At 34.8% G+C, this 24329-nt stretch carries 29 protein-coding genes, 5 tRNA genes and 1 pseudogene; 12 read left to right on the top strand and 23 right to left on the bottom strand.

Annotated elements, in window-relative coordinates:
• The first annotated feature begins 43 nt into the window (after positions 1–43).
• Together NYG92_RS05650 and rnhB are read left to right on the top strand one after the other, a co-directional pair.
• Positions 44–691 carry a ferritin family protein gene (locus NYG92_RS05650; protein ID WP_027304384.1) on the top strand — a complete coding sequence of 216 codons (648 nt, stop codon included), beginning with the start codon at positions 44–46 and terminating at the stop codon, positions 689–691.
• The gene (rnhB, locus tag NYG92_RS05645) at positions 691–1215 is read left to right on the top strand and encodes a ribonuclease HII (protein WP_270960787.1); all 525 of its coding nucleotides are present in this window, start codon (positions 691–693) and stop codon (positions 1213–1215) included. The genes NYG92_RS05650 and rnhB overlap by 1 nt, the downstream gene beginning before the upstream one ends.
• Here the strand turns inward: rnhB and NYG92_RS05640 are convergent.
• The 10 genes from NYG92_RS05640 to NYG92_RS05595 all read right to left on the bottom strand — a co-directional run bounded on the left by NYG92_RS05640 (position 1208) and on the right by NYG92_RS05595 (position 7695).
• Positions 1208–1864 (bottom strand): sulfite exporter TauE/SafE family protein, encoded by a 657-nt coding sequence (locus NYG92_RS05640; RefSeq protein WP_270977420.1) that lies wholly within the window; start codon positions 1862–1864, stop codon positions 1208–1210. The genes rnhB and NYG92_RS05640 overlap by 8 nt on opposite strands.
• Positions 1861–2973: a glutamine-hydrolyzing carbamoyl-phosphate synthase small subunit gene (gene carA / locus NYG92_RS05635; RefSeq protein ID WP_289233782.1), complete on the bottom strand. Its 1113-nt coding sequence runs from the start codon at positions 2971–2973 to the stop codon at positions 1861–1863. Before carA ends, NYG92_RS05640 begins: the two co-directional genes overlap by 4 nt.
• Positions 2970–3521, bottom strand: coding sequence for a DUF507 family protein (locus NYG92_RS05630; RefSeq protein WP_027304388.1), 552 nt, complete (start codon positions 3519–3521; stop codon positions 2970–2972). Before NYG92_RS05630 ends, carA begins: the two co-directional genes overlap by 4 nt.
• Positions 3522–3586: 65 nt before the next feature.
• On the bottom strand, positions 3587–4135 hold the full coding sequence (locus NYG92_RS05625) for a MotE family protein (protein WP_004276087.1): 549 nt from the start codon (positions 4133–4135) through the stop codon (positions 3587–3589).
• Entirely contained in the window at positions 4128–4556 is a 429-nt protein-coding gene (locus NYG92_RS05620) for a flagellar export protein FliJ (RefSeq protein WP_270977424.1), read from the bottom strand. Before NYG92_RS05620 ends, NYG92_RS05625 begins: the two co-directional genes overlap by 8 nt.
• Positions 4553–5803 (bottom strand): adenylosuccinate synthase, encoded by a 1251-nt coding sequence (locus NYG92_RS05615; RefSeq protein ID WP_289233781.1) that lies wholly within the window; start codon positions 5801–5803, stop codon positions 4553–4555. Before NYG92_RS05615 ends, NYG92_RS05620 begins: the two co-directional genes overlap by 4 nt.
• 15 nt (positions 5804–5818) lie before the next feature.
• Positions 5819–5916 (bottom strand) — tRNA-Sec (locus NYG92_RS05610).
• A gap of 42 nt (positions 5917–5958) precedes the next feature.
• On the bottom strand, positions 5959–6120 hold the full coding sequence (locus NYG92_RS05605) for a hypothetical protein (RefSeq protein ID WP_250325235.1): 162 nt from the start codon (positions 6118–6120) through the stop codon (positions 5959–5961).
• An 11-nt stretch (positions 6121–6131) separates the two neighbouring features.
• Positions 6132–6497, bottom strand: a complete 366-nt coding sequence (locus tag NYG92_RS05600; protein WP_289233780.1) for a DUF1796 family putative cysteine peptidase — start codon at positions 6495–6497, stop codon at positions 6132–6134.
• Complete coding sequence (locus tag NYG92_RS05595; protein WP_289233779.1) at positions 6490–7695, bottom strand: saccharopine dehydrogenase family protein; 1206 nt, start codon at positions 7693–7695, stop codon at positions 6490–6492. The genes NYG92_RS05600 and NYG92_RS05595 overlap by 8 nt, the downstream gene beginning before the upstream one ends.
• Positions 7696–7795: 100 nt before the next feature.
• On the opposite strand from NYG92_RS05595, the gene NYG92_RS05590 reads away from it, so the two are divergent.
• Positions 7796–8971 carry a putative transporter gene (locus NYG92_RS05590; RefSeq protein ID WP_289233778.1) on the top strand — a complete coding sequence of 392 codons (1176 nt, stop codon included), beginning with the start codon at positions 7796–7798 and terminating at the stop codon, positions 8969–8971.
• On the opposite strand, the gene NYG92_RS05585 is transcribed toward NYG92_RS05590, so the two are convergent.
• From NYG92_RS05585 to NYG92_RS05555, 7 genes are all read right to left on the bottom strand, one after another.
• Positions 8962–10395: a nicotinate phosphoribosyltransferase gene (locus NYG92_RS05585; protein ID WP_289233777.1), complete on the bottom strand. Its 1434-nt coding sequence runs from the start codon at positions 10393–10395 to the stop codon at positions 8962–8964. The genes NYG92_RS05590 and NYG92_RS05585 overlap by 10 nt on opposite strands.
• Positions 10301–11323 carry a ribonucleotide-diphosphate reductase subunit beta gene (locus NYG92_RS05580; protein ID WP_270977431.1) on the bottom strand — a complete coding sequence of 341 codons (1023 nt, stop codon included), beginning with the start codon at positions 11321–11323 and terminating at the stop codon, positions 10301–10303. Before NYG92_RS05580 ends, NYG92_RS05585 begins: the two co-directional genes overlap by 95 nt.
• Positions 11324–11325: 2 nt before the next feature.
• On the bottom strand, positions 11326–11736 hold the full coding sequence (locus tag NYG92_RS05575; RefSeq protein WP_289233776.1) for an RDD family protein: 411 nt from the start codon (positions 11734–11736) through the stop codon (positions 11326–11328).
• Complete coding sequence (pyrE, locus tag NYG92_RS05570; RefSeq protein ID WP_289233802.1) at positions 11736–12344, bottom strand: orotate phosphoribosyltransferase; 609 nt, start codon at positions 12342–12344, stop codon at positions 11736–11738. The genes NYG92_RS05575 and pyrE overlap by 1 nt, the downstream gene beginning before the upstream one ends.
• Positions 12345–12346: 2 nt before the next feature.
• Positions 12347–12904, bottom strand: a complete 558-nt coding sequence (gene frr, locus NYG92_RS05565) for a ribosome recycling factor (RefSeq protein ID WP_027304396.1) — start codon at positions 12902–12904, stop codon at positions 12347–12349.
• Positions 12905–12913: 9 nt separating this feature from the next.
• Complete coding sequence (gene secG, locus NYG92_RS05560; protein WP_289233775.1) at positions 12914–13264, bottom strand: preprotein translocase subunit SecG; 351 nt, start codon at positions 13262–13264, stop codon at positions 12914–12916.
• A 96-nt stretch (positions 13265–13360) separates the two neighbouring features.
• Positions 13361–14056 (bottom strand): Bax inhibitor-1/YccA family protein, encoded by a 696-nt coding sequence (locus NYG92_RS05555; RefSeq protein WP_257434956.1) that lies wholly within the window; start codon positions 14054–14056, stop codon positions 13361–13363.
• A gap of 118 nt (positions 14057–14174) precedes the next feature.
• Here NYG92_RS05555 and NYG92_RS05550 point away from each other — a divergent pair, with 118 nt between their 5' ends.
• The 3 genes from NYG92_RS05550 to NYG92_RS05540 are packed head-to-tail and all read left to right on the top strand — an operon-like array spanning position 14175 to position 17562.
• On the top strand, positions 14175–14810 hold the full coding sequence (locus tag NYG92_RS05550) for a carbonic anhydrase (protein WP_004276623.1): 636 nt from the start codon (positions 14175–14177) through the stop codon (positions 14808–14810).
• A complete protein-coding gene (locus tag NYG92_RS05545; RefSeq protein ID WP_289233774.1) occupies positions 14807–16690 on the top strand; it encodes a mechanosensitive ion channel family protein in 1884 nt (627 codons plus the stop codon). The genes NYG92_RS05550 and NYG92_RS05545 overlap by 4 nt, the downstream gene beginning before the upstream one ends.
• Entirely contained in the window at positions 16687–17562 is an 876-nt protein-coding gene (locus NYG92_RS05540; RefSeq protein ID WP_289233773.1) for a fumarylacetoacetate hydrolase family protein, read from the top strand. The genes NYG92_RS05545 and NYG92_RS05540 overlap by 4 nt, the downstream gene beginning before the upstream one ends.
• Here the strand turns inward: NYG92_RS05540 and NYG92_RS05535 are convergent.
• The 3 genes from NYG92_RS05535 to NYG92_RS05525 are packed head-to-tail and all read right to left on the bottom strand — an operon-like array spanning position 17557 to position 19671.
• Positions 17557–17790, bottom strand: a complete 234-nt coding sequence (locus tag NYG92_RS05535) for a replication/maintenance protein RepL (RefSeq protein ID WP_004276620.1) — start codon at positions 17788–17790, stop codon at positions 17557–17559. The two genes, NYG92_RS05540 and NYG92_RS05535, sit on opposite strands and share 6 nt — an antisense overlap.
• Positions 17783–18142 carry a diacylglycerol kinase gene (locus NYG92_RS05530; RefSeq protein WP_027304403.1) on the bottom strand — a complete coding sequence of 120 codons (360 nt, stop codon included), beginning with the start codon at positions 18140–18142 and terminating at the stop codon, positions 17783–17785. The genes NYG92_RS05535 and NYG92_RS05530 overlap by 8 nt, the downstream gene beginning before the upstream one ends.
• Positions 18139–19671, bottom strand: a complete 1533-nt coding sequence (locus tag NYG92_RS05525) for a phosphoethanolamine transferase (RefSeq protein WP_289233772.1) — start codon at positions 19669–19671, stop codon at positions 18139–18141. Before NYG92_RS05525 ends, NYG92_RS05530 begins: the two co-directional genes overlap by 4 nt.
• Before the next feature lie 102 nt (positions 19672–19773).
• Between NYG92_RS05525 and NYG92_RS05520 the strand changes: the two genes are divergently transcribed.
• Positions 19774–20532, top strand: coding sequence for an exodeoxyribonuclease III (locus NYG92_RS05520; RefSeq protein WP_289233771.1), 759 nt, complete (start codon positions 19774–19776; stop codon positions 20530–20532).
• Here NYG92_RS05520 and NYG92_RS05515 read toward each other — a convergent pair.
• The 3 genes and pseudogenes from NYG92_RS05515 to mutY all read right to left on the bottom strand — a co-directional run bounded on the left by NYG92_RS05515 (position 20529) and on the right by mutY (position 22893).
• Positions 20529–20842 (bottom strand): annotated as a pseudogene (locus NYG92_RS05515) (manganese efflux pump). The gene NYG92_RS05520 and the pseudogene NYG92_RS05515 sit on opposite strands and share 4 nt — an antisense overlap.
• 211 nt (positions 20843–21053) lie before the next feature.
• Positions 21054–21905 carry a radical SAM/SPASM domain-containing protein gene (locus NYG92_RS05510; RefSeq protein WP_270977440.1) on the bottom strand — a complete coding sequence of 284 codons (852 nt, stop codon included), beginning with the start codon at positions 21903–21905 and terminating at the stop codon, positions 21054–21056.
• Positions 21895–22893: an A/G-specific adenine glycosylase gene (mutY, locus tag NYG92_RS05505; protein ID WP_289233770.1), complete on the bottom strand. Its 999-nt coding sequence runs from the start codon at positions 22891–22893 to the stop codon at positions 21895–21897. Before mutY ends, NYG92_RS05510 begins: the two co-directional genes overlap by 11 nt.
• Before the next feature lie 73 nt (positions 22894–22966).
• Here mutY and NYG92_RS05500 point away from each other — a divergent pair, with 73 nt between their 5' ends.
• The 5 genes from NYG92_RS05500 to NYG92_RS05480 all read left to right on the top strand — a co-directional run bounded on the left by NYG92_RS05500 (position 22967) and on the right by NYG92_RS05480 (position 24146).
• Positions 22967–23731: a hypothetical protein gene (locus NYG92_RS05500; RefSeq protein WP_289233769.1), complete on the top strand. Its 765-nt coding sequence runs from the start codon at positions 22967–22969 to the stop codon at positions 23729–23731.
• A gap of 60 nt (positions 23732–23791) precedes the next feature.
• Positions 23792–23866, top strand: a tRNA-Gly gene (locus tag NYG92_RS05495).
• A gap of 3 nt (positions 23867–23869) precedes the next feature.
• A tRNA-Leu gene (locus tag NYG92_RS05490) sits at positions 23870–23958 on the top strand.
• 23 nt (positions 23959–23981) lie between these two features.
• Positions 23982–24055, top strand: a tRNA-Cys gene (locus NYG92_RS05485).
• 3 nt (positions 24056–24058) lie between these two features.
• Positions 24059–24146, top strand: a tRNA-Ser gene (locus tag NYG92_RS05480).
• The last annotated feature ends 183 nt before the right edge of the window (positions 24147–24329 follow it).

The following is a 24329-nucleotide window of genomic DNA, read 5'->3' as shown; positions in this document are numbered from 1 at the left end:
ATTCTCAAAAAAGAATTAAAATGAAAATCAAAAAGGACACAAAATGAGACAATATGAAACTTATCGATGCCAAAAATGTGGCAATGAGGTTGAGGTGCAAAATGTAGGTGGTGGAACTTTAACTTGCTGTAATGAGCCTATGCAGTGCATTACGAAAGATTTAACTGCCATAAATTTAATGAAAGCTTTCGCAGGTGAGTCAATGGCAAGAAACAAATATGATCTTTTTGCCGATATCGCCGAAGAAGAAGGCTGGCACGCTGTGGCAAGGCATTTTAGAGAAGCCGCAGAAAATGAAAAATGGCACGCTAGAGCGGAATTTAAGGCTTATCACGAATTAGTCGATGGTAAGGCTTTAGACATCACGACTAAAAATCTCGTTTGTGCGGCTGAAGGGGAAAATTACGAGCATACTATAATGTATCCTAATTTTGCAAAAATCGCAGAAGATGAGGGTAAAAAGGCTATCGCTAGGCTTTTTACAGCCATAGGTAAAGTGGAGATAGAGCACGAAAGGGAGTATTTAGCCCTTAAAAAAATGCTTGAAGAAGAGGAATTTTTTAATAGCGAAGTTGAAGAATTATGGGTTTGCGAAGTGTGCGGACATATTCATCGTGGCAAAAAAGCTCCAGCAGCCTGTCCTTTATGTAAAGCGCCAAAAGAGTATTTTAAAAGAGAATTTTTAGGCTAATGCTTGTTGGTATCGATGAGGCGGGGCGAGGAGCTTTAGCTGGACCTTTATTTATGGCGGCTTGTGAGCTTTTAAAGCCCCTTAATGAGCTTAAAGATTCCAAAAAATTAAGTGAAAAAAAGCGTGAAAAACTTTATAATGAAATTATCTTAAATTCAAATTATCTCATTTTCGCCTTTTCAAACGCCCAAATTGACACGCTAGGGCTTAGTAAGTGTCTGCAAAGAGGACTTGAGATCATTCATTTGCATTTTGAAAAGCAAAGAAAAATTTTTGACGGCAATACAAATTACGGTGTTTTAGGTGTAGAAAATTTAATCAAGGCTGATAGCCTTATCGCCGAAGTAAGTGCGGCTAGCATTTTAGCTAAGGTTAGCAGAGATAAGGTGATGCAATTTTTAGCCTTAAAATACCCACAATATGGCTTTGAAATTCATAAAGCCTACGGCACAAAAGCACATAGAGAAAGCATAGCAAAATACGGAGCTTGTAAGCTTCACCGCTTAAGCTTTAAACTCACATAAAGCCCTTAAATCCCATAAAAGCAAGATAAATTCCATACCCTACTATCAAAATGGACGAAAGAGCTGAAAAAAGGTGGCTAAAACGCTCTTTAATATAATTTGAAACATAAGTGAAAAAAAGTAAAGCGGGCAAGGTAGAAAGCCCGAAAATAAGCATAATTAAAGTAGAATCGATAATGCTTGACTGACTTAAAGCACTAGCTAAGAAAAAATAAACCAAACCACAAGGCACAAAACCATTACAAAAACCTAAAATCAAAGCACCCTTAAAGCCTTTAAAATGAAGAGCTTTTTTAGCAAGTTTTGAGAAAAAAAGCTCCCACAAAATATTTCTTTCTAAAAAATTTAAAATCTGTCCTTTGAAAAATAAGGCTAAACCCAAAATACTCACAAAAATACCCAAAACAAAAAAACTAAAACTTTGAATTTTTGCATTAAAAGCAAGTAAAGAACCAAAAATTCCACACAAAATTCCAAGTAAAACATAAGCAAAAATACGCGATAAATGATAAGATAAATTTAATAAAAAAGGATTTTTAGCCTTGGAGCTTATCTTTAAAAAAGCGAGATTAAATCCCCCGCACATCGCATAGCAATGGCTAAAGCTCGACAAAAAGGCTATGGATATAATGCTAATGATTTCACTCAAAGCAAATTCGCAAATTCTTTAAAGATATATTTACTCTCATGAGGACCTGAGGAGCTTTCTGGGTGATGCTGCACGGAAATAATGGGATAGTCTTTATATCTCACGCCCTCGACATTATCGCCAAATAAATTTCTATGCGTAATAACCGCAACTTCACAAAGTTCTTCTGGGACATTATAATTATGATTTTGTGCGGTAATTTCGACTTTTTTATTTTCTAAATTAATCACAGGGTGATTTGCTCCGTGCTGACCGAATTTCATCTTATAAGTTTCATAACCAAAGGCATTACTTAAAAGCTGGTGTCCTAAACAAATGCCAAGCATTGGAATTTTAGCTTCTGCAAGTTTTCTAATCTCTGCAATTTCATTTTTTAAAATTTTAGGCTCACCCGGACCATTAGAGAGAAAAACGCCGTGAATTTCACCCTTTTTAAAAAGAGTGATTAATTCTTGTGCTTTCACATTGTAAGGGAAAACTTCGACAGCCAAATTTGCATCCACAAGTTCGTTTAAAATATTTCTTTTAACACCATAATCAATTACGGCGATTTTTTTCTTTGCTTTTTTAGGCTCATTATAAGTTTTGCCGTTCCATACGCCTTGCTCGTGTTTATAGGGCTTTTTAGTCGAAACTTCTTTGACAAAATTCACCTCATCGATCTTTTTACTTGCCAAAAGCTTTTCTTTAAGGTCCTCTTTATTTGAAATTTCTGTCGAAACAATGGCTCTTAAATTTCCGCTATCTCGTATGAGTTTAACCAAAAAACGCGTATCTATATCACAAATTCCTATTTTTTGATGCTTTTTAAGATAAGTATCTAAACTTTCCTTTGCTCTATAATTAGAAAAAGTGGAGCTAAACTCACGCACCAAAATTCCACTCGCAAAAATATCCTTGCTCTCGTCATCGTCCTCATTTGTGCCGACTATGCCGATTTCTGGCATAGAAAAGACGATGAATTGCCCTGCATAAGAAGGGTCTGAAATTATCTCTTGATAACCACTCATCGAGGTATTAAAAACAAGCTCTCCCAAAAAGGTCCCCCCACAGCCAAAAGCCCTAGCACTTAAAAAGACATCGTTTTCTAAATAAATATAAGCCTTCAAAACATACCCTTTTTTCTAAGCTCTTCTTGGTAAAGCTTTTCAAAGATAAGCTCATATTCTTCACTTCCTGGCACGGGCTTATTTTTATAATTACTAATCTTATCATAAACATCATCTTCGATTGTTTCATAAATTTTTAAATAATCTTCAATGCTTGAAAAAATGAGATTTTTTACCCTATTTTCACTCACAATGAAATTAATATAATCATTTTCAACAAGTGCATTTAAAATTTGATGAGAAAGGCGACTGTGTCTTTCCTCTTTATCTAAAATCACATCATATTCAGCAGCCAACTTTCGCTTCACAAGCCAAAACATATTTTTTCTATCAACTTGCATAAGTTCCATTTCATCTTCTTGCTTTTCAAGCAATTCTCTCGCTCTTTCGTCTAATTTTTTTTCTTTATTTAAATCCTCTTCTAAAATATTTTTTACGCATAAATTTAATTTTTCCAACTGGTCTTTAATCTCTATAAAAGAAGAATGGCTAATATCAAGCATAATTTTATTTGCTATATAGGGGATATGTGGAAATTTAATACGCATCTTTAAACCTTTATTTTTAATTTGAAATGATAGCTTATTTTCGGTAAAAAATGGTAATAAAAGCCTTAATTACTCGCGTTATTTTCCGTAGTATTGTCGCTTTTATCTTCTTCTTTTTTGTCTAAGTTTTGAAGCAGTAAAGTTAGCTCACTAGCCTTTTGTGGGTCCATTTTAGAAAGTATGCCTGAAATTTTTCTAGACTCTAAAGAAAGCATTATTTTACTAGCCTCTTCAGCGTCCATTTGACTTAAAACATCTGCCACAGCCGTATCTTTCATTTGAGAATAAATTTCTTTAATGCGACCCTCTGTTTTATTATTGATAGAATTTAAAATTTCCTCATTTTGCTTTAAAAGCCTTTCATTTTCCTCTCTTAAACTTTCAATCTTAGCTAAAGTCGCATTGACCTCGGCTTCTTTTTGATTTAAAGCGTTCATTTTTTCTTTTTGTAAGCTTTCAAAAGAAGCTTTAAAAGCCTCTAAAGCTTGTCTAGCTTCATCAAATTCGCGTGTTTGAATTTCTAGCTCTCCCTTTCTTGATTCAAAATATTGCTGACAATCCTCCGCAAAAACAACTCCAAAAAATAGTGCTAAAATTACAATTTTTCTATTCATCTTTATCCTTTTTAAAAAAACGACTAATCGCAAGCTCATCGAGGAATTTTTCCTCCGCTTTTTGCATAGCCTTTTGCATAGCCTTAAGCTCTTCACTTTGCAAATATTTTATCTTTTCATAATCTAAATGTGCTTTTTTGTATAAAAATTGATAATGATTAACTTCTTTATGAGAAAGCTCTACTTTTTCCTTAGCCCTAGCCAAAGCCTCTCTCGCAACACCTTCCATAAAAACATTTGCTCTTAACTCCTCACTTGAAATTTGACCCTTTAAAGAACCTAAATTTAACAACTCCTCCTGTGCTAACCCCAAAAGTCTCTCATTTTCTTTTTGCCTTTGCAAGGCGGCGTTTAAGTCTGTTTGTGCCTTGTCAAACTGCTGTTTTTTGACCTTGATAACGGCGTTAAATTTGCTTTTCATAAGATGATAGTGTCATCTCTTTCCGCACTTGTAGAAATGAGCTTTACCTTTACGCCGACTAATTCTTCAAGTCTAGCAATATATTTTTTAGCATTTTGCGGCAACAGGTCAAAATCTCGTATCCCAAAGACCTTATCCCAGCCATCAATTTCTTCATAAATGGGCTTAACTTTTTCTAAATCGCTTGGCATATAGTCAATTTCTTCACCCTCATACTCATAAGCACGGCAAATTTTAACCTTCTCAAAGCCGTCCAAAACATCAAGCTTCATCAAGGCTAAATGATCAAGTCCATTAAGCCTTGCTGTATATCTTACTGCCACAGCGTCAAACCATCCGCACCTTCTTTTACGCCCAGTGCTAACGCCTATTTCCTTGCCTATCCTTGCGATTTTCTCTCCCTCTTCGCCCTTATCCTCGCTAGGAAAAGCTCCATTTCCCACCCGAGTCGCATAGGCTTTTACTATACCTGTGATAGAACCAGCCTCCTTAGGATTTAGCCCAAGTCCCGTTAAAGCCCCTGCTGAAATGGTATTTGAGCTTGTTACAAAAGGATAAGTGCCGTGGTCAATATCTAGCATAGAGCCTTGCGCCCCCTCTAAAAGCACCCTTTTATCTTCATCTAATGCCTTCCAAAGCAATCTAGTCGTATCGGTAATATAAGGCGTTAAAATTTCACTAAAACGCTTTAAATCAACCAAAAGCTCATCTTGATTTGGAATTTCCACACCTAAAAATTCCAAAAAAGTTTGATTATTTTCAAAATCTCTCATCAAATTTTCGCATAATTTTTCAGGCTCTAAAAGCTCGGCAACTCTGTGTCCTACGCGGTTAATCTTATCTGCATAGCTAGGTCCTATACCCTTGCCTGTCGTGCCTATGGCGTTTTTGCCTTTAAGTTTTTCTTTTGCTAAGTCTATTAAGGAGTGGTGTTTTAAATTTAAATGCGCCCTATCGCTAATATAAAGTCGTCCTTTAAGATTGTCAAATTGTGCCATTTCGGCGATTAAAATCTCAGGCGAAACAACTACGCCATTACCTATGATATTAATGCAGTTTTGATGTAAAACACCTGATGGTATTAAGTGAAGTGCATAGCGGACACCATTGACCCAAATGGTATGCCCAGCATTATGCCCCCCCGCACTTCGGCATACAAAATCATAATTTTCACATAATTTATCGACTACTTTACCTTTACCCTCATCACCCCATTGAATTCCTACGACTATATCAGCCTTACTCATCGTTTTCCTTTTTTATGGCGAGAAGATGAGAGAATCGAACTCCCCAAAGAATAGCCAGCTACCCTTTCATCTGATTTGAAGTCAGTGGCGCTCACCAGAGTCGCTTATCTTCCGCTTTGATTATAGCATTTTAAGTCAATTTTACAAAATAAGCACTAACTCCTTTTTTCCAAGCTTAAAGAACGCATAATTTTATGCCAAAGCTTAGTATTACCAAGCCAAGCTCTCTTATATGCCTCACCTTTTTTATGCGTATCGTTAAAAAGATATTCTATAAAATGTAGCTTTTCTCCCCACTCTAACTCAACTTTTTTCATTTCCTTACAATTTAAATCGTGGCGGATATTAATAAGAGTATATTTTGCGTGATGAAACGCTCATAGTCACACTCTAAACTCTCCTCAAAAGAAAAATCGTGCATAGAACGCATCCCATTTTGCCTATCTCTTACCCAACGCTTATTTGTGGTGCTAGGCACTTCTTCGTATTCTTTGAAAAAATTTGCAAAATCCTCTTCAAAACAAGCATTAATATCACTTAAAGTATAAAGTCCTAGCCAGTCAAAGGGGGAAGAAAAAGTGCGTAATTTAAATTTTCTCAAATAAAACGCCACCTTACAACCCCCACCTGCACTTATAAAAACATCGGCTCTAAATCTTGTGTGGCGTTTAAAAAATGGTAGAAAATCAATCACCCAAATCAGGCTTCATCTCTAAAATTTTCCAAGGAAGCCCCTGTGAATTAAGTTCGTCCATAAAAGGCTTAGCGTCGAATTCCTCCATATTTTTCACACCAACCCCACTCCAAATTCCACGCGCTACAAGCTTTGCACCTATCATCGCTGGAACTCCTGTGGTATAACTCACTGCTTGAGAAAGAGTTTCTTTAAAACACTCCTCGTGATTGCAAACATTATAGATATAAACTTGCTTATCTTTGCCGTCTTTAATGCCCCTTATTACGCAGCCTATATTCGTATAGCCTTTTGTTCTTTCTCCAAGAGAGGCGGGGTCTGGTAAAAGGGTTTTAAGAAATTCAATAGGCACGATTTCTACTCCCTTATGTTTTACGGGTTTAATGCCTAACATACCGACATTTTCAAGGCATTTCATATGAGTAAGATAGCTTTGTCCAAAGGTCATAAAAAAGCGAATTCTTTTCAAACTTGGGATATTTTTAACTAAACTTTCAAGCTCCTCGTGATAAAGCAAATAGCTATCCTTTACGCCTACTTCTGGATAATCCCACTCGATTTTAATAGCCATAGGCTCTGTTTCTATCCACTGCCCATTTTCAAAATATCGCCCCTTAGCTGAAACTTCTCTAAGGTTGATTTCTGGGTTAAAATTGGTCGCAAAAGCATAGCCGTGATCCCCTGCATTACAATCTAAAATATCGATATAGTGAATTTCATCAAACAAATTTTGCTTCGCATAAGCACAAAAAACATTAGTTACTCCCGGGTCAAACCCGCTTCCTAAAAGTCCTAAAATCCCAGCTTTTTTAAAGTTTTCATCTTTTGCCCATTGCTCTTTATATTCAAATTTAGCTAGGTCTGGATGCTCATAATTTGCTGTGTCTATGTAGTGAATTCCTGTTTTCAAACAAGCGTCCATTAGACTTAAATCCTGATAGGGCAAGGCGAGATTAAGCAAAATTTCCGCCCCAGTTTTTTGGATTAAAGTAACCACTGCTTCGACATTATCCGCATCGACTTCCACTGTATCCACGCTTACACCCAAACGCTCTTTAATAAAAGAGGCTATGGCATCACACTTGCTTTTCGTGCGACTTGCGAGAGTGATTTTAGTGAAAACATCACTATTCATCGCACATTTCACACTTGCGACCCTACTAACTCCGCCCGCACCGATAATAAGAAGATTTGCCATTTCATATCCTTAAATTCAATTTTTGCTTATTGTAACAAATTTAAACTAAACACCATTACGAATTTTTATTATAATTTCTCATCTTTTTTAAAGGCTTAAGATGTTTTCAGCGTTTTTTCTCTCTAAAAAATGGGCTTTATGGGCTTATGCGGGACTTTTTGTGCTTTTAGCTTTTTTGTATTTACAAACAAGCCTTAATGTCGCTATTAACGAGTGGTATAGAGATTTTTATAATATTTTACAAAAACCAAATATCCAAAACGCCCCTTTAATCTTAGACGCAAATGCGACCAAAATTGCTAACGAAAATGCGCAAAAAGCCTTAGAAAATGCGAATTTCATTAATAAAGCCTCCATTTTTTACTACCAGCTTTTAAACGAATACTTTTTTTCTAGCAAAAGCATAGCCGCTCAAAAAGCCTATGCGATGAGTGATTTTTATTCTAGTATCGCTGTATTTTTGTGTATAGCCTTACCTTATGTTTTTATCGCAACGCTTAGTATTTATTTTGCAAGCGTTTATACCTTTAAATGGCGTGAGGCTATAACCTTTGCTTATTTGAAATTTTGGAAAAATAAGGACGATAATATCGAGGGAAGCTCACAAAGAATCCAAGAAGATGCCTATAATTTTTCCAAAATAGTCGAAAGTTTAGGACTTGCCTTTGTGAAATCCTTAATGATTTTAATGGCTTTTATTCCTATTTTATGGACTTTAAGCGAAGATGTTTCCAAAATTCTTTTTAAAAATTTAAGTGAAGATAGCATTTTTTATTTTTTAAAAGATATGCAAGGACTGCTTGTTTATGTGGCTTTGTTTATCTCGCTTGGAGGGCTTATTATATCGTGGTTTGTAGGCATTAAACTACCCGGACTTGAATATAATAATCAAAAAGCAGAAGCCGCCTTTAGAAAAGAGCTTGTCTATGCGGAGGATAATCGCAGGGATTATGCTAAAAGCGAGACGATGATAGAGCTTTTTACGGGACTTAAATTCAATTACAAAAGGCTATTTTTGCATTATGGTTATTTTAATATTTGGCTGATAATGTTTGAGCAAATCATCGTTATCGTGCCGTTTTTAATAATGGGTCCATCACTTTTTGCTGGAGCCATAGGGCTTGGCGTGGTAATACAAATTAACAATGCTTTTGACCAAGTAAGAAGCTCTTTTAGTGTTTTCATCACAAACTGGACTAAAATCACAGAGCTTAGAAGCATACACAAACGCCTTAGCGAATTTGAAAAAAATATCCTTTATAAAAATCAACCTTGACTTAGATTTTTTTTAAGACTTTTCAAAGCAGGAGAAAGTCTTAGCTCGTAGGTTTTTTTCGCATCAAGTAAGCCTTCATCAAGGCTTGAAAGTTGAGCTTTTGTAAAAAGGGCTAATGTTTCAATGCTTTTATTTGCATAAAGTCTTTTTCCCTCTTTAAAAACACAGCTCAAAAGCTCTTCACGCCTTAAATTCGGTGGCAAATTTTCTAAAACTTCATCATAAATCATAAGCTCATCATACAAAGCTTTTTCTCCCTCATAAACGCGAAAAAGTTTTTTAAAATGTGGAATTGTCGTTTTGAAAGAGTCTTGAGAAATTTTGATTTTGGGATAAATTTCTCCTTTAATCTCCACCGCCACAAGCTTATAAACGCAGCCAAAAATCGCATCGCTAAAAGCCGTGATTAAACGCTCTCCAACCCCAAAGCCGTCAATTTTAGCACCATTTTGAAGTAGGGTTTCAATGCTTTTTTCGTCCAAAGAATTTGAAGCGATGATTTTACACTCTTTAAGTCCAGCCTCATCGAGTTTTTTACGAATTTTAAGGCTTAATTCACATAAATTTCCAGAATCAATCCTCACAGCCCCCTTTTTAATGCCAAATTCTTTAAAAACCCTAATCGCATTTTCAAGTCCCAAAAAGCAATCATAAGTATCAATAAGTAAAGTTGCATTTTCAGGGTAAAGCTTCACAAAAGCCCTAAAAGCCTCATATTCGTCTGCAAACATTTGCACCCAAGCATGTGCCATAGTTCCGCTTGTTTTTAATCCATAAAGTTTAGCTGCAAGGGTATTTGAAGTGCCTAAACATCCGCCTATCATCGCTGCTCTAGCACCTTTAAGTGCTGCCTCGCCACCGTGAGCTCTTCTTGCTCCAAATTCTAAAACAGCCCTACCCCTAGCTGCTCTTACAATGCGACTTGCCTTAGTGGCGATTAGACTTTGATGATTGAGAGTGCAAAGCAAAAAAGTTTCTAAAAGTTGTGCCTCAATAGCCCTAGCTTTAATCACCATCACAGGTTCATTTGCGAAGATTACCGCACCTTCTTTAACGGAATAAATTTCGCCACTAAATTTAAAATGCTCCAAATATTTTAAAAAATCCTCATCAAAGCCCTTTTGCCTCAAAAAAGCAAGATCCTCCGCATCAAAATGCAAATTTTCTACAAAATCTAAAACATCTTCAAGTCCAGCAAAAATAGCAAAAGCCCCTCCATCAGGAGCCTTTCTAAAAAAAATATCAAAATAGCAAATCGTGTCCGCAAAACCCTCTTTTAAATAGCCTTGCGTCATAGTAAATTCATAAAAATCACAAAGAAGATGATATTTAAAAGTCGTCAAAACTGATACTACCTTTAGAATAATTTGTAACTTTGCTTTCAAAAAAATTGCTTTTTTGGTCATTGAATTTAGAAAAATCATCAACCCATTTAATCGGATGCTTGGCATTGTAAATTCTATCCAAATTAATCGCTATAAGCCTTTGATCGACTAGATAATGAATATATTCTTCGATAATATCGTCCGTAAAGCCCATAATTTGATTTTGTGTGATGTATTTACCCCACTTAATCTCAAGCTCGCCAGCTCTTTTAAACATAGAATAAATTTTATCGATATTTTGTGCGTTAAATAAATCAGGTCTTTCTTTACGCACAGAATTGATCATATTTTGAAATAATAATAAATGCGTAATTTCATCTCTTTGTATAAAGCGAATCATTTGTGCAGAGCCTAGCATTTTACCCGCTCTTGCTAGAGCATAAATTGCCGTAAAACCGCTATAAAAATACACGCCCTCTAAAATTTGATTTGCCACCATAGCAAGAAGCAATTTATTATCATCAACATCACCTGCTAATTCTTCATAAATGCCTGAAATAAAGTCATTTTTTTCCCTTAAAGTCGCATCGTGCTTTTCCATTTCATAGATTAAATCCGTATTATCACAAATCGCCTCGACCATTACAGCATAGGATTTGGAATGATTTGCCTCCTCATAAGCTTGGCGTGCTAGGACAGCGTTGATTTCAGGGGCTGTGATATAAGGATTAATATTATCGGCTAAATTATTTGTTTGAAAACTATCCATTGAAATGAGTTGAGACCAGACAAGATCATACATTCTTTTTTCTGCTGCGGTTAAATTACAGCGGTAATCAAGAGCGTCTCTTGTCGTATCGACTTCTTTAGGAAACCAAGTGTTTGCTTCCATTAAATCCCAAAGTTTTAAAGCCCAAGTGTATTTTGCCTTAGTGAAATTTAAAATTCCGTGCGGATTACCTGAAAAAACCTTTCTATCGCCTAAACTTTCATTTGAATTTGGATTATAAATTCTTTTTCTTTGCATTTTTACCCTTTCAAAACTATGCAAGTTTGCGTTAAAACATCGTGCAAATTTAAACGATCTTTTCTTAAAAAGCTTACAAATAAGCCAAAAAATAAACCAAAACTAACAATAAAAATTAAATATCTTAAAAAAATTCGCAAAAAGCTTACCTTTTTGCCCGTTTTTTTGTCTATCAAATACAATTCATAGGCTTTAAGTCCGGGACTTTGCGCCTTTAAACTTAAAAATATAGTTTGCACAAAACCAAAAAATAAAGTGCAAAAAAGCGGTATTAAAACACTAGCCAAAAAAGCTTCTTTTGAGCCTAAAACAAAATAAAAAGCGTATAAAATTGGCACATAAATTAAAAAAACATCAATTAAAAAAGCACGGAACCTAAGCCACCTTGACGCAATCCTCGCCTTAGTTTTCATTAATTGCCACGACTTCCTGGTTTAACCGCTTTACTTCCTTGCAAACAAAGTGGGCATTGCCGTGCCTCATAAATTTCAAAATTAAAATTTCCTAAAGCAAAAAGCGGTAAATTGCTAGGAAGTTTGGCATTTTCTTTTCTTTCGTTATTTAAATTTTGAACCGCACAAAAACCGCGATTTGCCAAAGCTGCGTAAGCTACGACTTCGCCACCCAAATTTTCAATAATTTTTGCACTTTCTAAAGCACTACCACCTGTTGTGATAATATCTTCACAAATAATGAATTTTTCGCCCTTTCTCACTTCAAAGCCTCGTCTTAAAGTCATCACTCCCTCGACTCTTTCTGTGAAAATAAAACGCTTTTTACTAGCCCTAGCTAATTCATACCCTGCTAAAACTCCGCCCAAAGCAGGAGAGCAAATGCTATCAAATTCTATCTTATAAGAAGTGATGATTTTAGCTAAATTTTCGCATAATTTTCCTGCTAAAATGGGATTTTCAAGCACTTTTGCACTTTGGAGGTAAAATTGCGAGTGTTTGCCAGAACTTAACAAAAAATGCCCCTCTAAATACGCTCCACACTCTTTATAAATTTGCTCCAAATTCATCATCAAACCTTTAAAAGTTGCGTTTCTTTATCTTTAACGCTTTCGTCAATTTTATGTGTGTAAAGGTCGGTTAATTTTTGCACTTCATCATAAGCTTTTTTAGCTTCATCTTCTGAAATAGCCTTATCTTTTTCAAGCTTTTTAATGGTATCATTGGCATCTTTTCTGCCATTTCTTATAGAAACCTTAGCCTTTTCTCCCATAGCCTTAGCATGCTTGACATTTTCTTCTCTTTGCTCCTTAGTCATAGGAGGGAAAAAGAGCTTGACGCTTTCGCCGTCATTGTTTGGATTAACGCCGATATTTGCTGCCGCGATAGCACTTTCAATAGCCTTTAGCATAGGCTTTTCCCAAGGGGTAATGCTAATGGTTGAAGCATCACTTGCTAACACTGTGGCAACTTGATTAAGCGGAGTTGCACTTCCATAATAATCCACTTGTATAGGATCTAATATATGGATATTAACCTTACCTGTTCTTAGGGTCGTAAAGTCCTTTTTTAGAGCCTCTAAACTCTTTTCCGCTTGAGCTTTTTGCTTTTCATAAATTTCATTTAGCATTTTAAATCCTTATTTGCTTGTATTAACTTCACTTGGAAGCTGTGGAGCACTCGGCGCACTTGGTATATTTGCTGGTAAATTTGGTAAAGTCGCATTAGAGTCAATTTGCACTTTTTCTGCTAAGGAATTTTTATTAGAACTATTATAAAGATAGCCTAAAGCTATGGTATTTGCGATAAGTAAAAGACCCATTATAAAAGTAAATTTTGCCAAAAAACCAGCAGGACCTTTCGCACCAAACAAACTCTCATTGCTTCCACTATAAGCACCAAGTCCTATACTTGAGCTTTTTTGTAATAAAACAGCAACACAAATTACCACAACAATAACAAATTGCAAAACAATTAAAAGAGTAATCATAACCAAATCCTAAGATAAAAAATTTAAATTGACATTGTAGCTAAAAAAGCTTGAAAAGAGTTTGAAACCCCAAAATTTGCGAGAAAACTCGCAAATTTATCGGCTGTTAAAACTTCTTAAAATGTTAAGTAAAGAAATGAAAAGATTGACAAAGTCAAGATAAAGGGCTACCGCACCTTCAATAGGCGTTTCGTAATTTCCGCGTATGATATTTTGCGTATCATAAAGGATATAAAATGAAAAAAGTATCGCCGCCACAGCAGAAACTGCTAAATTTAAAATGCTACTCTGAAAGAAGAGATTGAGTAAAGACGCTGCCACAACGACTATTAAAACGATAAATAAAGCTTTACCCATCATTGTAAAGTCTTTTTTGGTATTCATCGCGAAAATGCTAAGTCCCCCAAAAGCTACCGTTGTCAAAGCAAAAGCCTGCGCCACAATCACTCCACCCGTTGGCAATGCCAAAACAGAAATAAGTAAAGGCGTCAGCGTAAGCCCTGAAACAAAGGTAAAGGCAAAAAGCAAGATAAGATTAAGCGGAGCTTCTTTTTTCTTATACATTAAGCCAAAAAGTAAGCCTAACTCGACCGCAAAAAGTATCCAAAATGTAATTTGAGATTGCATAAAAAACTGCGCTAAGGCAAAAATTCCTATATAAGCACCCACGGTCGCTGCTAGAAGTGAAGCGGCAAAAAGCTGGTAAGTTTGCTTAATAAAAACGCTTAATTCACTTGAACGAGTGTTTTCAAATGCACTAGATTTAGAATAATCTCTATCATAAAGACTCATTATATACTCCTTAAATTTTAAGTTGTGAAATTTAGCATACTTTTTTTAAAAAATAGTAAATTAATCTTTCTTTTACACAAATTTATTATAATCGAGTTTTATTTAGGTAGGGAAAATTATGGAAAATCTTATTAGCGGTGCGATTAAATTTATGCAAGAAGACTTTAAGGAGCATTCTGCACTTTTTGAAAGCTTGAAAAATAAGCAAAATCCTCATACACTTTTTATAGGCTGTTCTGATTCTAGGGTAATCCCTAATCTCATCACAAATACAGGTCCAGGAGAGCTTTTTGTCATAAGAAATATCGCCAATATCGTTCCGCCTTACCGCGTAGGAGAGGATTATTTAGCTACAACCTCAGCGATAGAATACGCACTTACAAGCTTACAAATTAAAAACATTGTCGTTTGTGGGCATAGTAATTGTGGGGGTTGTAACGCTCTTTATAGTAGTGAAGAAGAGTTAGAAAAAGTGCCAAATGTCAAAAAATGGCTCACTATGCTAGAGCCTATCAAAAAAGATGTTTTACTTTTTTCTAACAATGATTTAGCAATGCGTTCTTGGCTAACTGAAAAGCTTAATTTAGTCAATTCTTTGCAAAATATCCTTACTTATCCTGGAGTTGAAAAAGCTTTAAATGAAGGGAAAATCGAGGTGCATGCGTGGTATTACATCATCGAAACGGGTGAAATTTATGAATATGACTTTAAGGCTAAAATTTTTACCCTAATTCAAAATAGGAGAAATGTATGAAAAAAATCTTTTTAGCACTCTTTCTTTCTTTTTTTTCTTTTTCTTTTGCTCTAAGTAGCGATTTAACAGAAAATAATAAAAATGTAAGAACAGAAAATAATCTTTTCAATCTCGTTCAAAGCTATGTCGAGCTAAATACCAAAATAAAAGAATACGCTCAAACAAGCGATACAAATTCAAGCACTTATAAACAAATTATCGATGAATTAAATCAAGAGAAACAAAAAATTCTTTCAAGAATCCCAGAAATCATCGTCTCACAAGAAGTTGAGCAAAAAGATGTCGAGCTTTTTTTACAAAAAAAAGAAGAATTGAAAAAGCTTAAAAATAAAAGTCCTAAACAAAGCTTTATCTACATTAATGCTGACCTTGATTTGCTTTATTTACAAATTTTAGAGGAATTTTATAAGGCACTTGCTGAGCTTAAGGAGCTATTTAAAAATGCCGCAAGTAGCGAGGATATGATTAAGCTTATTGACGCAAGTATGGAAAATTTGCAAATGTTTGTCAATGCAGATTTTTCTCCTTATAAGGATAAAATCACAAACACAGCAGAGCTTGAAACAATCAACACAAAAGAAACGCTCATCAAAAATACCTTTAGCTCATATAGCGAAATTTTAAAATATCTTAGAACTAACGCAAGGCTTTTAGAAAGCAACTATCTCTTTAGTGCTTTAGGACTTCAAATTTGGATTGATAAAATCAATTCTTTTTTTAATATAGAATTTCTTAATGTCGGTAAAATCGTCATATCCTTGCTTGTTTTAGTCTTTTTTATGTCGCTTAGGAGATTTTTCTCTCACATTGTTTATTTTTTTCTTGTGAAATTAATTTATCGTGGCAGGGCAAATGTCGATGAGATTAAAACGATGTTTATAGAAAATATCAAAAAGCCTGTGGGTTTTTTGCTTGTTGTTTATGCTATTAGTCTTTGTCTTACCATAGCTTTTTATCCAGCGCCTATGAATTTAGGACTTAGCAATACCTTTTACATCATTTATGCGATTTTTATCGCTTGGCTTATTTTGACTATTTTAGACGGCTATGGTATGGTTTTAATCTCAAAACTTGCCCAAAAAAGCGGTAAAAAAGAAGTTGTCAATCTCATCATTAAAATTTTATATTTTGTTATTATCGTTATCGCTCTTTTGTTTATCCTAGCACAGCTTGGCTTTAATATTTCAGCCATCATCGCTTCACTAGGAATTGGTGGTTTAGCCGTAGCCTTAGCGGCAAAAGATATTATCGCAAATTTCTTTGCGTCTATACTGCTTTTATTTGATAATAGCTTTAATCAAGGTGATTGGGTTGAAGTTTCAGGCGTGGAAGGCACGGTTGTAGAAACGGGGCTTAGAAAAACGACTATTAGAACCTTTGATAATTCTTTAGTTTTTTTACCAAATTCAATTATTATGGGAGCAAATATCAAAAACTGGAGCAAAAGACGCATAGGACGCCATATTAAAATGTATCTGGGTGTAGGCTATGACGCTACTCCTGAAAAATTAGAAGCTTGCGTTAAAGACCTTAAAGAGCTTTTAAGCACAAGCGCTTTAGTCGCTCACCCTGAAGATAGTGCTTTAAAATACGGCGATAGCTCCGCTAAATATAGACAAAATCTCGTCTCCATTAACGACCTTGAGGGCTATAAAAATGCTTGTTATGTAGGGCTTAGTGATTTTGGAGAAAGTAGTATTAATATCGAAATTTATTTTTACACAAAAGCCATTACAGCAGATGGTTTTAGAGATGCTAGACAAGCTTTAATGCTCGAATTTATGCGTATTGTAGAGAAAAATGGATTAAGCTTTGCTTTCCCAAGTAGAAGCATTTATATAGAAAATTTACCCCCACTTGATAAGGTTTTTAAACAATGAAATTTGTGCATTTTTTATGGAACGGCGAAAGGCATTTAGGTGTGCTAAATGCTGAAAATAAGGTCATTTGCTTTAAACATTTGGGTATTAAAACAAATGATATGAACGCATTTATTATCCATTATGATGAATTTAAAAATAAGCTTATTGATCTTAATGCACATCCAGCCATAGAAGTGCCAAAAGAAAAGCTTTTAGCCCCTATAACAGAGCCTTTGCAAGATATTATTTGTCTTGGGATTAATTTTTTAGACCACGCAAAAGAATCGGCGAAATTTAAGGGTGAGAATTTTGAAGAGAGAAAATACCCCGTATATTTTGGCAAAAGGGTTAATTTTGCAAGTGCGCCTTATGGCAAAATTCCTTTACATAGTGAAGTAACAAATCAGCTTGATTATGAGTGTGAATTAGCCTTTATTTTGGCTAAGGACGCTTATAAAATCAAAGCAGACGAGGCGAAAAATTATATCTTTGGCTATACTATCATTAATGAAATTTCAGCTAGAGATTTACAAGCTAAGCATAAGCAGTTTTACCGTGCAAAAAGCCTAGAGGGTAGCACTATAATGGGTCCTTGCATCATAAGTGCTGATGAGATAGATTACCCTCCCAAACTCGCACTTAAAAGCTATGTCAATAACGAACTTAGACAAAATGACAATACAAAAAATTTCATCTTTGACATCGCTTATGTTTTAGAGGAATTAAGTGCCAGTATGCGTTTAAAGGCTGGAAGTATCATCTCAATGGGAACGCCAAGTGGAGTGGGTATGGGGCTTAATCCGCCGCAATTTTTAAAAGATCAAGATGAAGTGCGTTGCGAAATCGAAAAAATCGGCACACTTTGCAATATTATCGATAAGAACTTATAAATTTAATTGATAAAAGCCGTTTTTAAGTCTTTTAAAAAGCTTTTTTTCTTCTAAAAATTTAAACGAAGCGATAATGGTAGGCTTACTTTGCCCAAGCTTTTTTTCCAACTCGCTTATTTTAATCATCACAAAGCCATTTTCATCGGCATTTTCACAAAGAAAATAAAGTAATTCAAAACGCTTTTTGCCTAGAATTTTTTCTAAAGCTTTTTTAAAATTTTCACACATAAAAAACCTTAAATAAAATCACCCCCCAAGAAAATAAAGCAAAAATAATAGCAAAAAACACAGCCGCACTTCCGCAATCCTTAGCCATTTTAGCCTTTTCGTGCCATTTATTAGTGATTAAATCCACACAGGCTTCAATCGCCGAATTTAAGGCTTCTGTGATGAGTATTAGCACCAAAACCCCTGCTAAAAACAGATGCTCCATTAAAGTAAGAGGTAAAAAATAATTTAAAATCAAAGCGGGGATTATGATAAAAAGCTCTATTTTAAAAGATTTTTCAAATTGAAGTAAGGCTAAGAAACCTTGCAAGGCGTATTTTGTATTAGCAAAAAAGGAGTATTTTGGCTTCACTTTTTCTCTCCAAATTTAAGATTTAAAAAGTCAAATTCTTCTTCATAAAAAGGTGTTTTAATCTCAAAATAACCCAAAATCGTGCTAAAAATACTATCGTGTGAAGTAGCTAAATTTCTATGCTTAAGGGCTATGTTTTGCAAATTTTCATCATTACTCCATAGAATCATAGGAATATGCGTTTGCGTTTTGGGTGCTATGGCGTAGGGTAATCCGTGCAAATATATGCCATTTTCTCCCAAACTCTCGCCGTGGTCTGAAATGTAAATGAGAGTGTTTTGATAATCTTTAATCATCTTAAGCTCGTCAATCATCTCTTCGACCACCCAATCTGTATAAAGTATAGTATTATCATAAGTATTGGCGATTTGCTCTGGGGTGCATTTTGAAAGCTCGTTTGTATCACAAGTGGGCGTAAATTTTTCAAATTCTTTAGGATAGCGTTTGCAATAAGCTGGTCCGTGTGATCCTTGCAAATGCACGATGATAAAATTTGCCGTGTCTAAATTTGTTAAAGTTTTTTTAAGCTCTTCGATTAAAAAACCATCATATTCTTCTTTAAAAATATGCGTTTGTTTAAGCCTTTGGCAAACGCCTTGACAACCACCTGAATTATTATCCAGCCAAGTCGTATTAACGCCCATTTTATCTACAAAATCTAGCAAATTTTCCTCATAAGTTTTATTGGAAAAATCATTTTTTTTCGAAGCAGAAAACATACAAGGCAAACTTATAGCCGTAGAAGTGCCGCAGCTTGAAACTTTGTCAAAATATATCACACCTTCGTGAGGGGTTGCCAAATTAGTTTGATTTTTATATCCTCCAAGAGAATAATTTGCCGCCCTTGCCGTTTCTCCTATGACAAGCACTAGGTTTCTTTTTGTAGTATTATTTTCCCTATAAGCTTCATTACTTAAAATTTTAAGCTCTGCTTTAGGAGCTAGATAAATTTGATAGTAGCGAAACAAGGCGTAAAATTGATAAAAAGGCACATTATACATTCTCATTTCACTATAAGTTCTAAAAAACGGCACAAAGCTTTTAGTCAGCGGTAAAAAAACGGCACAAAAAATTCCAAATGCCAAGAAAATATTTAATAACCTAACGCCAAGTTGCTTTTTAAAAGGCGGATAAAAAATTGTAGTTTTTAAAATCAAAAAACTAACAATAATAAGCCCCAAAACAAGCAAAATTAAAGGTATATTAACCAAATCAAAAGCCTCTTTAGTATCTGTGTTAAAAACATTGCGTAGCATATCGCTATCGATTAAAACCCCATAACTTTGCATAAAATAAGCACTCATACCAGCCGTAATCAGCAAAATAATAGAAAAAAATTTGCTTAAAAATCTTACAAAAAGCACACAAAATATCATATGCACCAAGCAAGCATAAGCGATGATAAGGGCTAAAGTTAGCCATAATTGATTGGATGATAAATTTTTATAAACAAAAATAAAGCCGTTAAAATTCAGTAAAACAATTAAAAATGTATTTAAAAATACAAATTGAAACCAAGAAATTTTCAAATTTTATCCTTTTTAGTGTCCGCTTAAAGAGCGTGATTATATTTTTTTATTATTAATATTTAGCAAAATTTGATAGAATTAGCCCTTTTGAAAAGGATAAAAATGAAATTATTATCGTGGAATATTAACGGTTTAAGGGCGATTTGTGATAAAGGCGGCTTGGAGTGGCTAAGAGAAGAAAAAATTGATTTTATAGGCTTTCAAGAAATTAAGGCGAGTGAGGATAAATTCCCTAAAAAAATTTACGAATTTCCTTTTAAGCATATGTATTTTAATTCTGCTAAAAGGGCGGGTTATTCTGGCGTGATGAGTCTTTGTAATTTTGAAAGCGAAACGAAAAAATGCGAATTTTTTGACGATGATGAGGGGAGGGTTTTAGAGCATAATTTCAATAATATCGTGCTTTTTAATATTTATTTTCCTAATGGGCAAAAAGACGAAATTCGTTTAAATCACAAGATGAAATTTTATGCGGATTTTTTAGTCTATTTAAATAAGCTTTTAAAAGAAGGAAAAGAAGTCATCATCTGCGGCGATGTCAATACCGCTCATAAAGAAATAGACCTAACTCACCCTAAGGCAAATGCCAATACTTCAGGCTTTTTGCCTATTGAAAGGGCGTGGATTGATGATTTATTAGCACTTGGTTTCATTGATAGCTTTAGAGAAATTAACGGCGAGATTAAAGAAAAATACTCGTGGTGGTCTTATAGAATGAAGGCTAGAGAAAGAAATGTGGGCTGGAGGATTGATTATTTCTTCATCTCAAAGGGGCTAAAATCTAAACTTAAAAATGCCTTCATCAAAGATGACATTTTTGGCTCAGACCACGCTCCAGTAGGGATAGAGCTGGACATTTAATCCCAAAATAAATGCGAAATAAGTATTTTAAAGCCAAGCAAAATTAGCACACTCTAATTCCACCTTACCTTTAAGATGAGTGCCAAAGCAATTGCCTATTTTAACGCAATAATACAAAAATAAAAGTAATGCTACCTATAAGAAAAAGTGCAAGAGTGAGTGAAACCTGTAAAAAAGCGAAGCTCACACCGACTAAAAAACCAAGTGCGGGTATTAAAGCCACCAAAATAAATCCAACAAGAAAATAATGCCTTAGCGTAAGAGTTTTAACGCTAAAGCTCTTACATAAAGATACGGCAAAAGCGTCCATTGCCAAGGCACAAGAAAGCAAAACAAGCTCAATAAAACTCGCAACTTAGTCCTCATCCTCTTCATCTTTTATTTTTCAAAAAGCATTTTGGCAATCTCCGGCTTTGTAAAATACTCATCAAATGATTATTGAGATTTTTCTCATCACGCCACCATTGACATATTTTAAAGTCATTTTTGTCCTTATATATTTTTCATAATTATAGCAAATTTCAAATTTTCGCCTTAAAAAATTTACATCTTTGGCATAAATTTTCTAGTCTTTCTCCTCTTTCAAAGCCTTGCTTTAAATCTAAAAATTTTTTTGTTTCTAGCAGATTTTGAAAGGAATTTTCAAGCACATTACCCAAATTAATCGCTCCGCTGCTATCCAAACAGCAAGGCACAAGTGTGCCATCGCTTAAAATCCCCACCTGCTCTTTTAAAGCGTAGCAAAAGCCCTTTTTAGAAATAAAAGGGGCGTTTAAACTAGGCCAAGTAAAACGCCTTGCTTGGTGCAATATGATATGCCTTTGAAGGCGAATTTTTGACATTTGAAAATTAAATTTCCCCTCAAAACTTCGTCTTAAAAGCTCATAAATCGCTTCATTTTCTTTAGGTGCTTTAAAATCCATATTAAAATTCCATAATCTTAAATTAATAAAACTTGAATTTTTACACTTAAAATGTCTCTCGCAAAGCTTTAAAATAGGCTTTAAATAGGCGTTTAAATCGAGCCTTTTTTGCGAAAAAAAAGCAGCAAGAGAAAAATTTATTTGATGGATATTTTCATAATTTAAAAGCAAATTTTGATTTTTCTCACTGAGATAAAATCCGCTTGTTGTGATTTCAAGTCTCATTTTATAAGCCTTAGCTATGCTTAAAAACTGCTCTAAATTATCTAAAATCAAAGGGTCTCCCAAAAGATGAAAGGTAAAAATTTCAGCCCTTTCACAAATTTGCATAGCAATTTTTTCAAAATCTTGCAAAGACAAAACGCCTCTTCGTGCTTTTTGAGAAGGGCAAAATTCGCATTTAAGTCCGCAAATATCGCTTAATTCTATGTAAATTTTTTTAAAACGCATTTTGAGCCTTAAAGATTTGTAAAGCCTTTAAAGAAAGGTTTGAAAGGGCTAAATTTTCAAGCTCCTCTAAGCTTTTAAACTCAAATTCCATATTTTCTTTTTGTAAGATTTGATGATAAATTTTAATCTTTAATTTATATTTTGTATAAGTATGCTTAAATTCCCCTAAAAACCTTGCTTTATAGGGTTTTAAGTTCTCTTTAAAAGGGAAATTATAAAGCCCATTATAAAGCTTTTTTGTGCTTTTTTCAAGGGCAAATTTACCTCCAAATTCTAAAAAAACTAAATCAAGTTCTAAATTTTCGTAGGATTTTTTAGGGCTTTTTGTGTAAAGTTCAGGCGTATTTTTACCCTTACAAAAAGCATTTAGCGGACAAAGCTTACATTTTGGATTTTTGGGAAGACAAAGTAAGGCGCCCACATCAAGTAGGGCTTGATTATGATTAAAAGGTTCTTTTGCGTTTAAAAGAAGTTTGGCTCTAAATTCAAGCTCTTTTTGCGTAGGATTTTCTAAGGCAAAAAGGCGTTTTAAAATACGGCTAATATTCGCATCGACAAAGCTCTCACACGCATCATAACCAAAGCAAGCCACCGCCCCAGCAGTGTAAGCTCCTATTCCGCATAATTTTAGCAAATCGTCTTTTTTACGCGGTAAAAGCCCGCCAAATTCCGCCACACACTGCCTTGCTGCCTTTTTTAAATTTCTAGCCCTTGAGTAATAACCAAGCCCCTGCCAAGCCTTTAAAAGTTCGTCTTCTTTAGCATTTGCAAGGCTTAAAAGCGTGGGGAATTTTTGTAAAAAAGGGAAATAAAATCTTTCTAAAACGACCTTAACTTGCGTTTGTTGAAGCATTATTTCACTAATATAAACGGCGTAAGCTCTATTTACATCATTTTGTAAATTTCTCCAAGGAAGCGTTTTGCGTCCGTTATTTTCATACCATTTGAGTAAATTTTTTTGTAATTTTTCTATCATCTCTTTTTGCATGAGGGCAAAAGTATAGCAAAAATTTTCATTTTTTTGTTAAAATTCATCAAAATATAAACATTAAGGAAAGAAAATGCTAACATTTTTTAAGGGTTTAGGCGTAGGATTTTTGTGTCTCTTGCTTTTTGTGGCGGGAGTTGTTTTTAATGTCGAGTTTTTGGGTAAAAAAGCGAATTCTAATGCAATGCAACTTAGCACACAAATTGAAGCTTATACGAAGTTAAAGCCCGATACTTACGAGACTGAAATTAATTTTTGGGCAAATGAAAAATTAAGCACGACACCAAATTTAAGCGAGGCAGAAAAGGAGCAAATTTCACAAATTTTTAAAGAAATTCTAGCAAGAAGTGCGAAAGATAATTTTTGCATAGGCGGAGCTTATAGTTTAGGGGCAAATTATTCTTACGAAAATAATCTTAAAATTCCTAAAGGACAGAGGCTAAACGCTACTTTACAATGTGAGATAAAGGGCGAAAATTTAAACGCCTTTAATGCTTTTTTAAAGGATCTTAATGACATCGTTGCAAAAAGCGAATTTATCGGCGTTTCGACACCTGCCTTAGTGGCGGTTTATTCTAAAGAAATGCAAAGAAACGCAACAGAAAAGTTAAACGATGAGCTTTTAAACAAGGCTTATGAGTATGAAAAGGTTTATTCTGCTAAACTTAATAAAAAATGCGTTTTAACGGAATTTAGTTTTAATCAAAATGGTATGGCAAGGAATTTTCAAGGCGTGATGATGAGTGCGAAAAGTTTAGAAAAAGAGGCTGTGTCATTGCCTTTAACTAAAAAAGAAGAATTAAACGCTAGAGCAAATTTACTCTTTACTTGCAAATAACTTAAAGCAAAATAAACTCTATTTAAGTTTATTTTGCTAGAATTTCGCTTTTAACTTTATGCGGGAATAGCTCAGGGGTAGAGCACAACCTTGCCAAGGTTGGGGTCGCGAGTTCGAATCTCGTTTCCCGCTCCACCTGCCCGGGTGGTGGAATTGGTAGACACAAGGGACTTAAAATCCCTCGGAATTTTTCTTCCGTGCCGGTTCAAGTCCGGCCTCGGGCACCACACTTATGAAATTTAGACTTTGAGGCGACATAGCCAAGTGGTAAGGCACGAGCCTGCAAAGCTCTGATCCCCGGTTCGAATCCGGGTGTCGCCTCCATAACGGGAGATGGCTGAGTGGTCGAAAGCGGCGGTCTTGAAAACCGTTGAGGGTAACACCTCCAGGGGTTCGAATCCCTTTCTCCCGGCCACGATACCCACTATCTAAATAAAATTAAATGCTAGTCAAATTTAATTATTTCAATGCGAAGAAACGAAGCGTGAGCCAGTAGTTAAACTCACCACCACCAAGCATATCTAAACATAAGGGCGTGAGATCTTATAATATTAGCTGAAGAGAAAATTCCACTATATCCTAAAGAAATATCAGAATC

This window comes from Campylobacter felis, from assembly GCF_030250085.1.
In the GTDB taxonomy this organism is placed as follows: Bacteria; Campylobacterota; Campylobacteria; order Campylobacterales; family Campylobacteraceae; genus Campylobacter_D; species Campylobacter_D upsaliensis.
This window is presented reverse-complemented; position numbering and strand designations above follow the sequence as displayed.

Bases quoted from the DNA above. Each gene is read 5' to 3' on its own strand.
- mutY (WP_289233770.1), bottom strand. From the start codon at position 22,893: ATGCAAAAAGAGATGATAGAAAAATTACAAAAAAATTTACTCAAATGG.
- NYG92_RS05575 (WP_289233776.1), bottom strand. From the start codon at position 11,736: ATGAAAACTAAGGCGAGGATTGCGTCAAGGTGGCTTAGGTTCCGTGCT.
- rnhB (WP_270960787.1), top strand. From the start codon at position 691: ATGCTTGTTGGTATCGATGAGGCGGGGCGAGGAGCTTTAGCTGGACCT.
- NYG92_RS05595 (WP_289233779.1), bottom strand. From the start codon at position 7,695: ATGGCAAATCTTCTTATTATCGGTGCGGGCGGAGTTAGTAGGGTCGCA.
- NYG92_RS05520 (WP_289233771.1), top strand. From the start codon at position 19,774: ATGAAATTATTATCGTGGAATATTAACGGTTTAAGGGCGATTTGTGAT.
- frr (WP_027304396.1), bottom strand. From the start codon at position 12,904: ATGCTAAATGAAATTTATGAAAAGCAAAAAGCTCAAGCGGAAAAGAGT.
- NYG92_RS05580 (WP_270977431.1), bottom strand. From the start codon at position 11,323: ATGCAAAGAAAAAGAATTTATAATCCAAATTCAAATGAAAGTTTAGGC.
- NYG92_RS05620 (WP_270977424.1), bottom strand. From the start codon at position 4,556: ATGAAAAGCAAATTTAACGCCGTTATCAAGGTCAAAAAACAGCAGTTT.
- pyrE (WP_289233802.1), bottom strand. From the start codon at position 12,344: ATGAATTTGGAGCAAATTTATAAAGAGTGTGGAGCGTATTTAGAGGGG.
- NYG92_RS05545 (WP_289233774.1), top strand. From the start codon at position 14,807: ATGAAAAAAATCTTTTTAGCACTCTTTCTTTCTTTTTTTTCTTTTTCT.
- NYG92_RS05625 (WP_004276087.1), bottom strand. From the start codon at position 4,135: ATGAATAGAAAAATTGTAATTTTAGCACTATTTTTTGGAGTTGTTTTT.
- secG (WP_289233775.1), bottom strand. From the start codon at position 13,264: ATGATTACTCTTTTAATTGTTTTGCAATTTGTTATTGTTGTGGTAATT.
- NYG92_RS05555 (WP_257434956.1), bottom strand. From the start codon at position 14,056: ATGAGTCTTTATGATAGAGATTATTCTAAATCTAGTGCATTTGAAAAC.
- NYG92_RS05540 (WP_289233773.1), top strand. From the start codon at position 16,687: ATGAAATTTGTGCATTTTTTATGGAACGGCGAAAGGCATTTAGGTGTG.
- NYG92_RS05590 (WP_289233778.1), top strand. From the start codon at position 7,796: ATGTTTTCAGCGTTTTTTCTCTCTAAAAAATGGGCTTTATGGGCTTAT.
- NYG92_RS05535 (WP_004276620.1), bottom strand. From the start codon at position 17,790: ATGTGTGAAAATTTTAAAAAAGCTTTAGAAAAAATTCTAGGCAAAAAG.
- NYG92_RS05630 (WP_027304388.1), bottom strand. From the start codon at position 3,521: ATGCGTATTAAATTTCCACATATCCCCTATATAGCAAATAAAATTATG.
- NYG92_RS05650 (WP_027304384.1), top strand. From the start codon at position 44: ATGAGACAATATGAAACTTATCGATGCCAAAAATGTGGCAATGAGGTT.
- NYG92_RS05550 (WP_004276623.1), top strand. From the start codon at position 14,175: ATGGAAAATCTTATTAGCGGTGCGATTAAATTTATGCAAGAAGACTTT.
- NYG92_RS05500 (WP_289233769.1), top strand. From the start codon at position 22,967: ATGCTAACATTTTTTAAGGGTTTAGGCGTAGGATTTTTGTGTCTCTTG.
- NYG92_RS05585 (WP_289233777.1), bottom strand. From the start codon at position 10,395: ATGATTTTTCTAAATTCAATGACCAAAAAAGCAATTTTTTTGAAAGCA.
- NYG92_RS05605 (WP_250325235.1), bottom strand. From the start codon at position 6,120: ATGAAAAAAGTTGAGTTAGAGTGGGGAGAAAAGCTACATTTTATAGAA.
- NYG92_RS05615 (WP_289233781.1), bottom strand. From the start codon at position 5,803: ATGAGTAAGGCTGATATAGTCGTAGGAATTCAATGGGGTGATGAGGGT.
- NYG92_RS05510 (WP_270977440.1), bottom strand. From the start codon at position 21,905: ATGCGTTTTAAAAAAATTTACATAGAATTAAGCGATATTTGCGGACTT.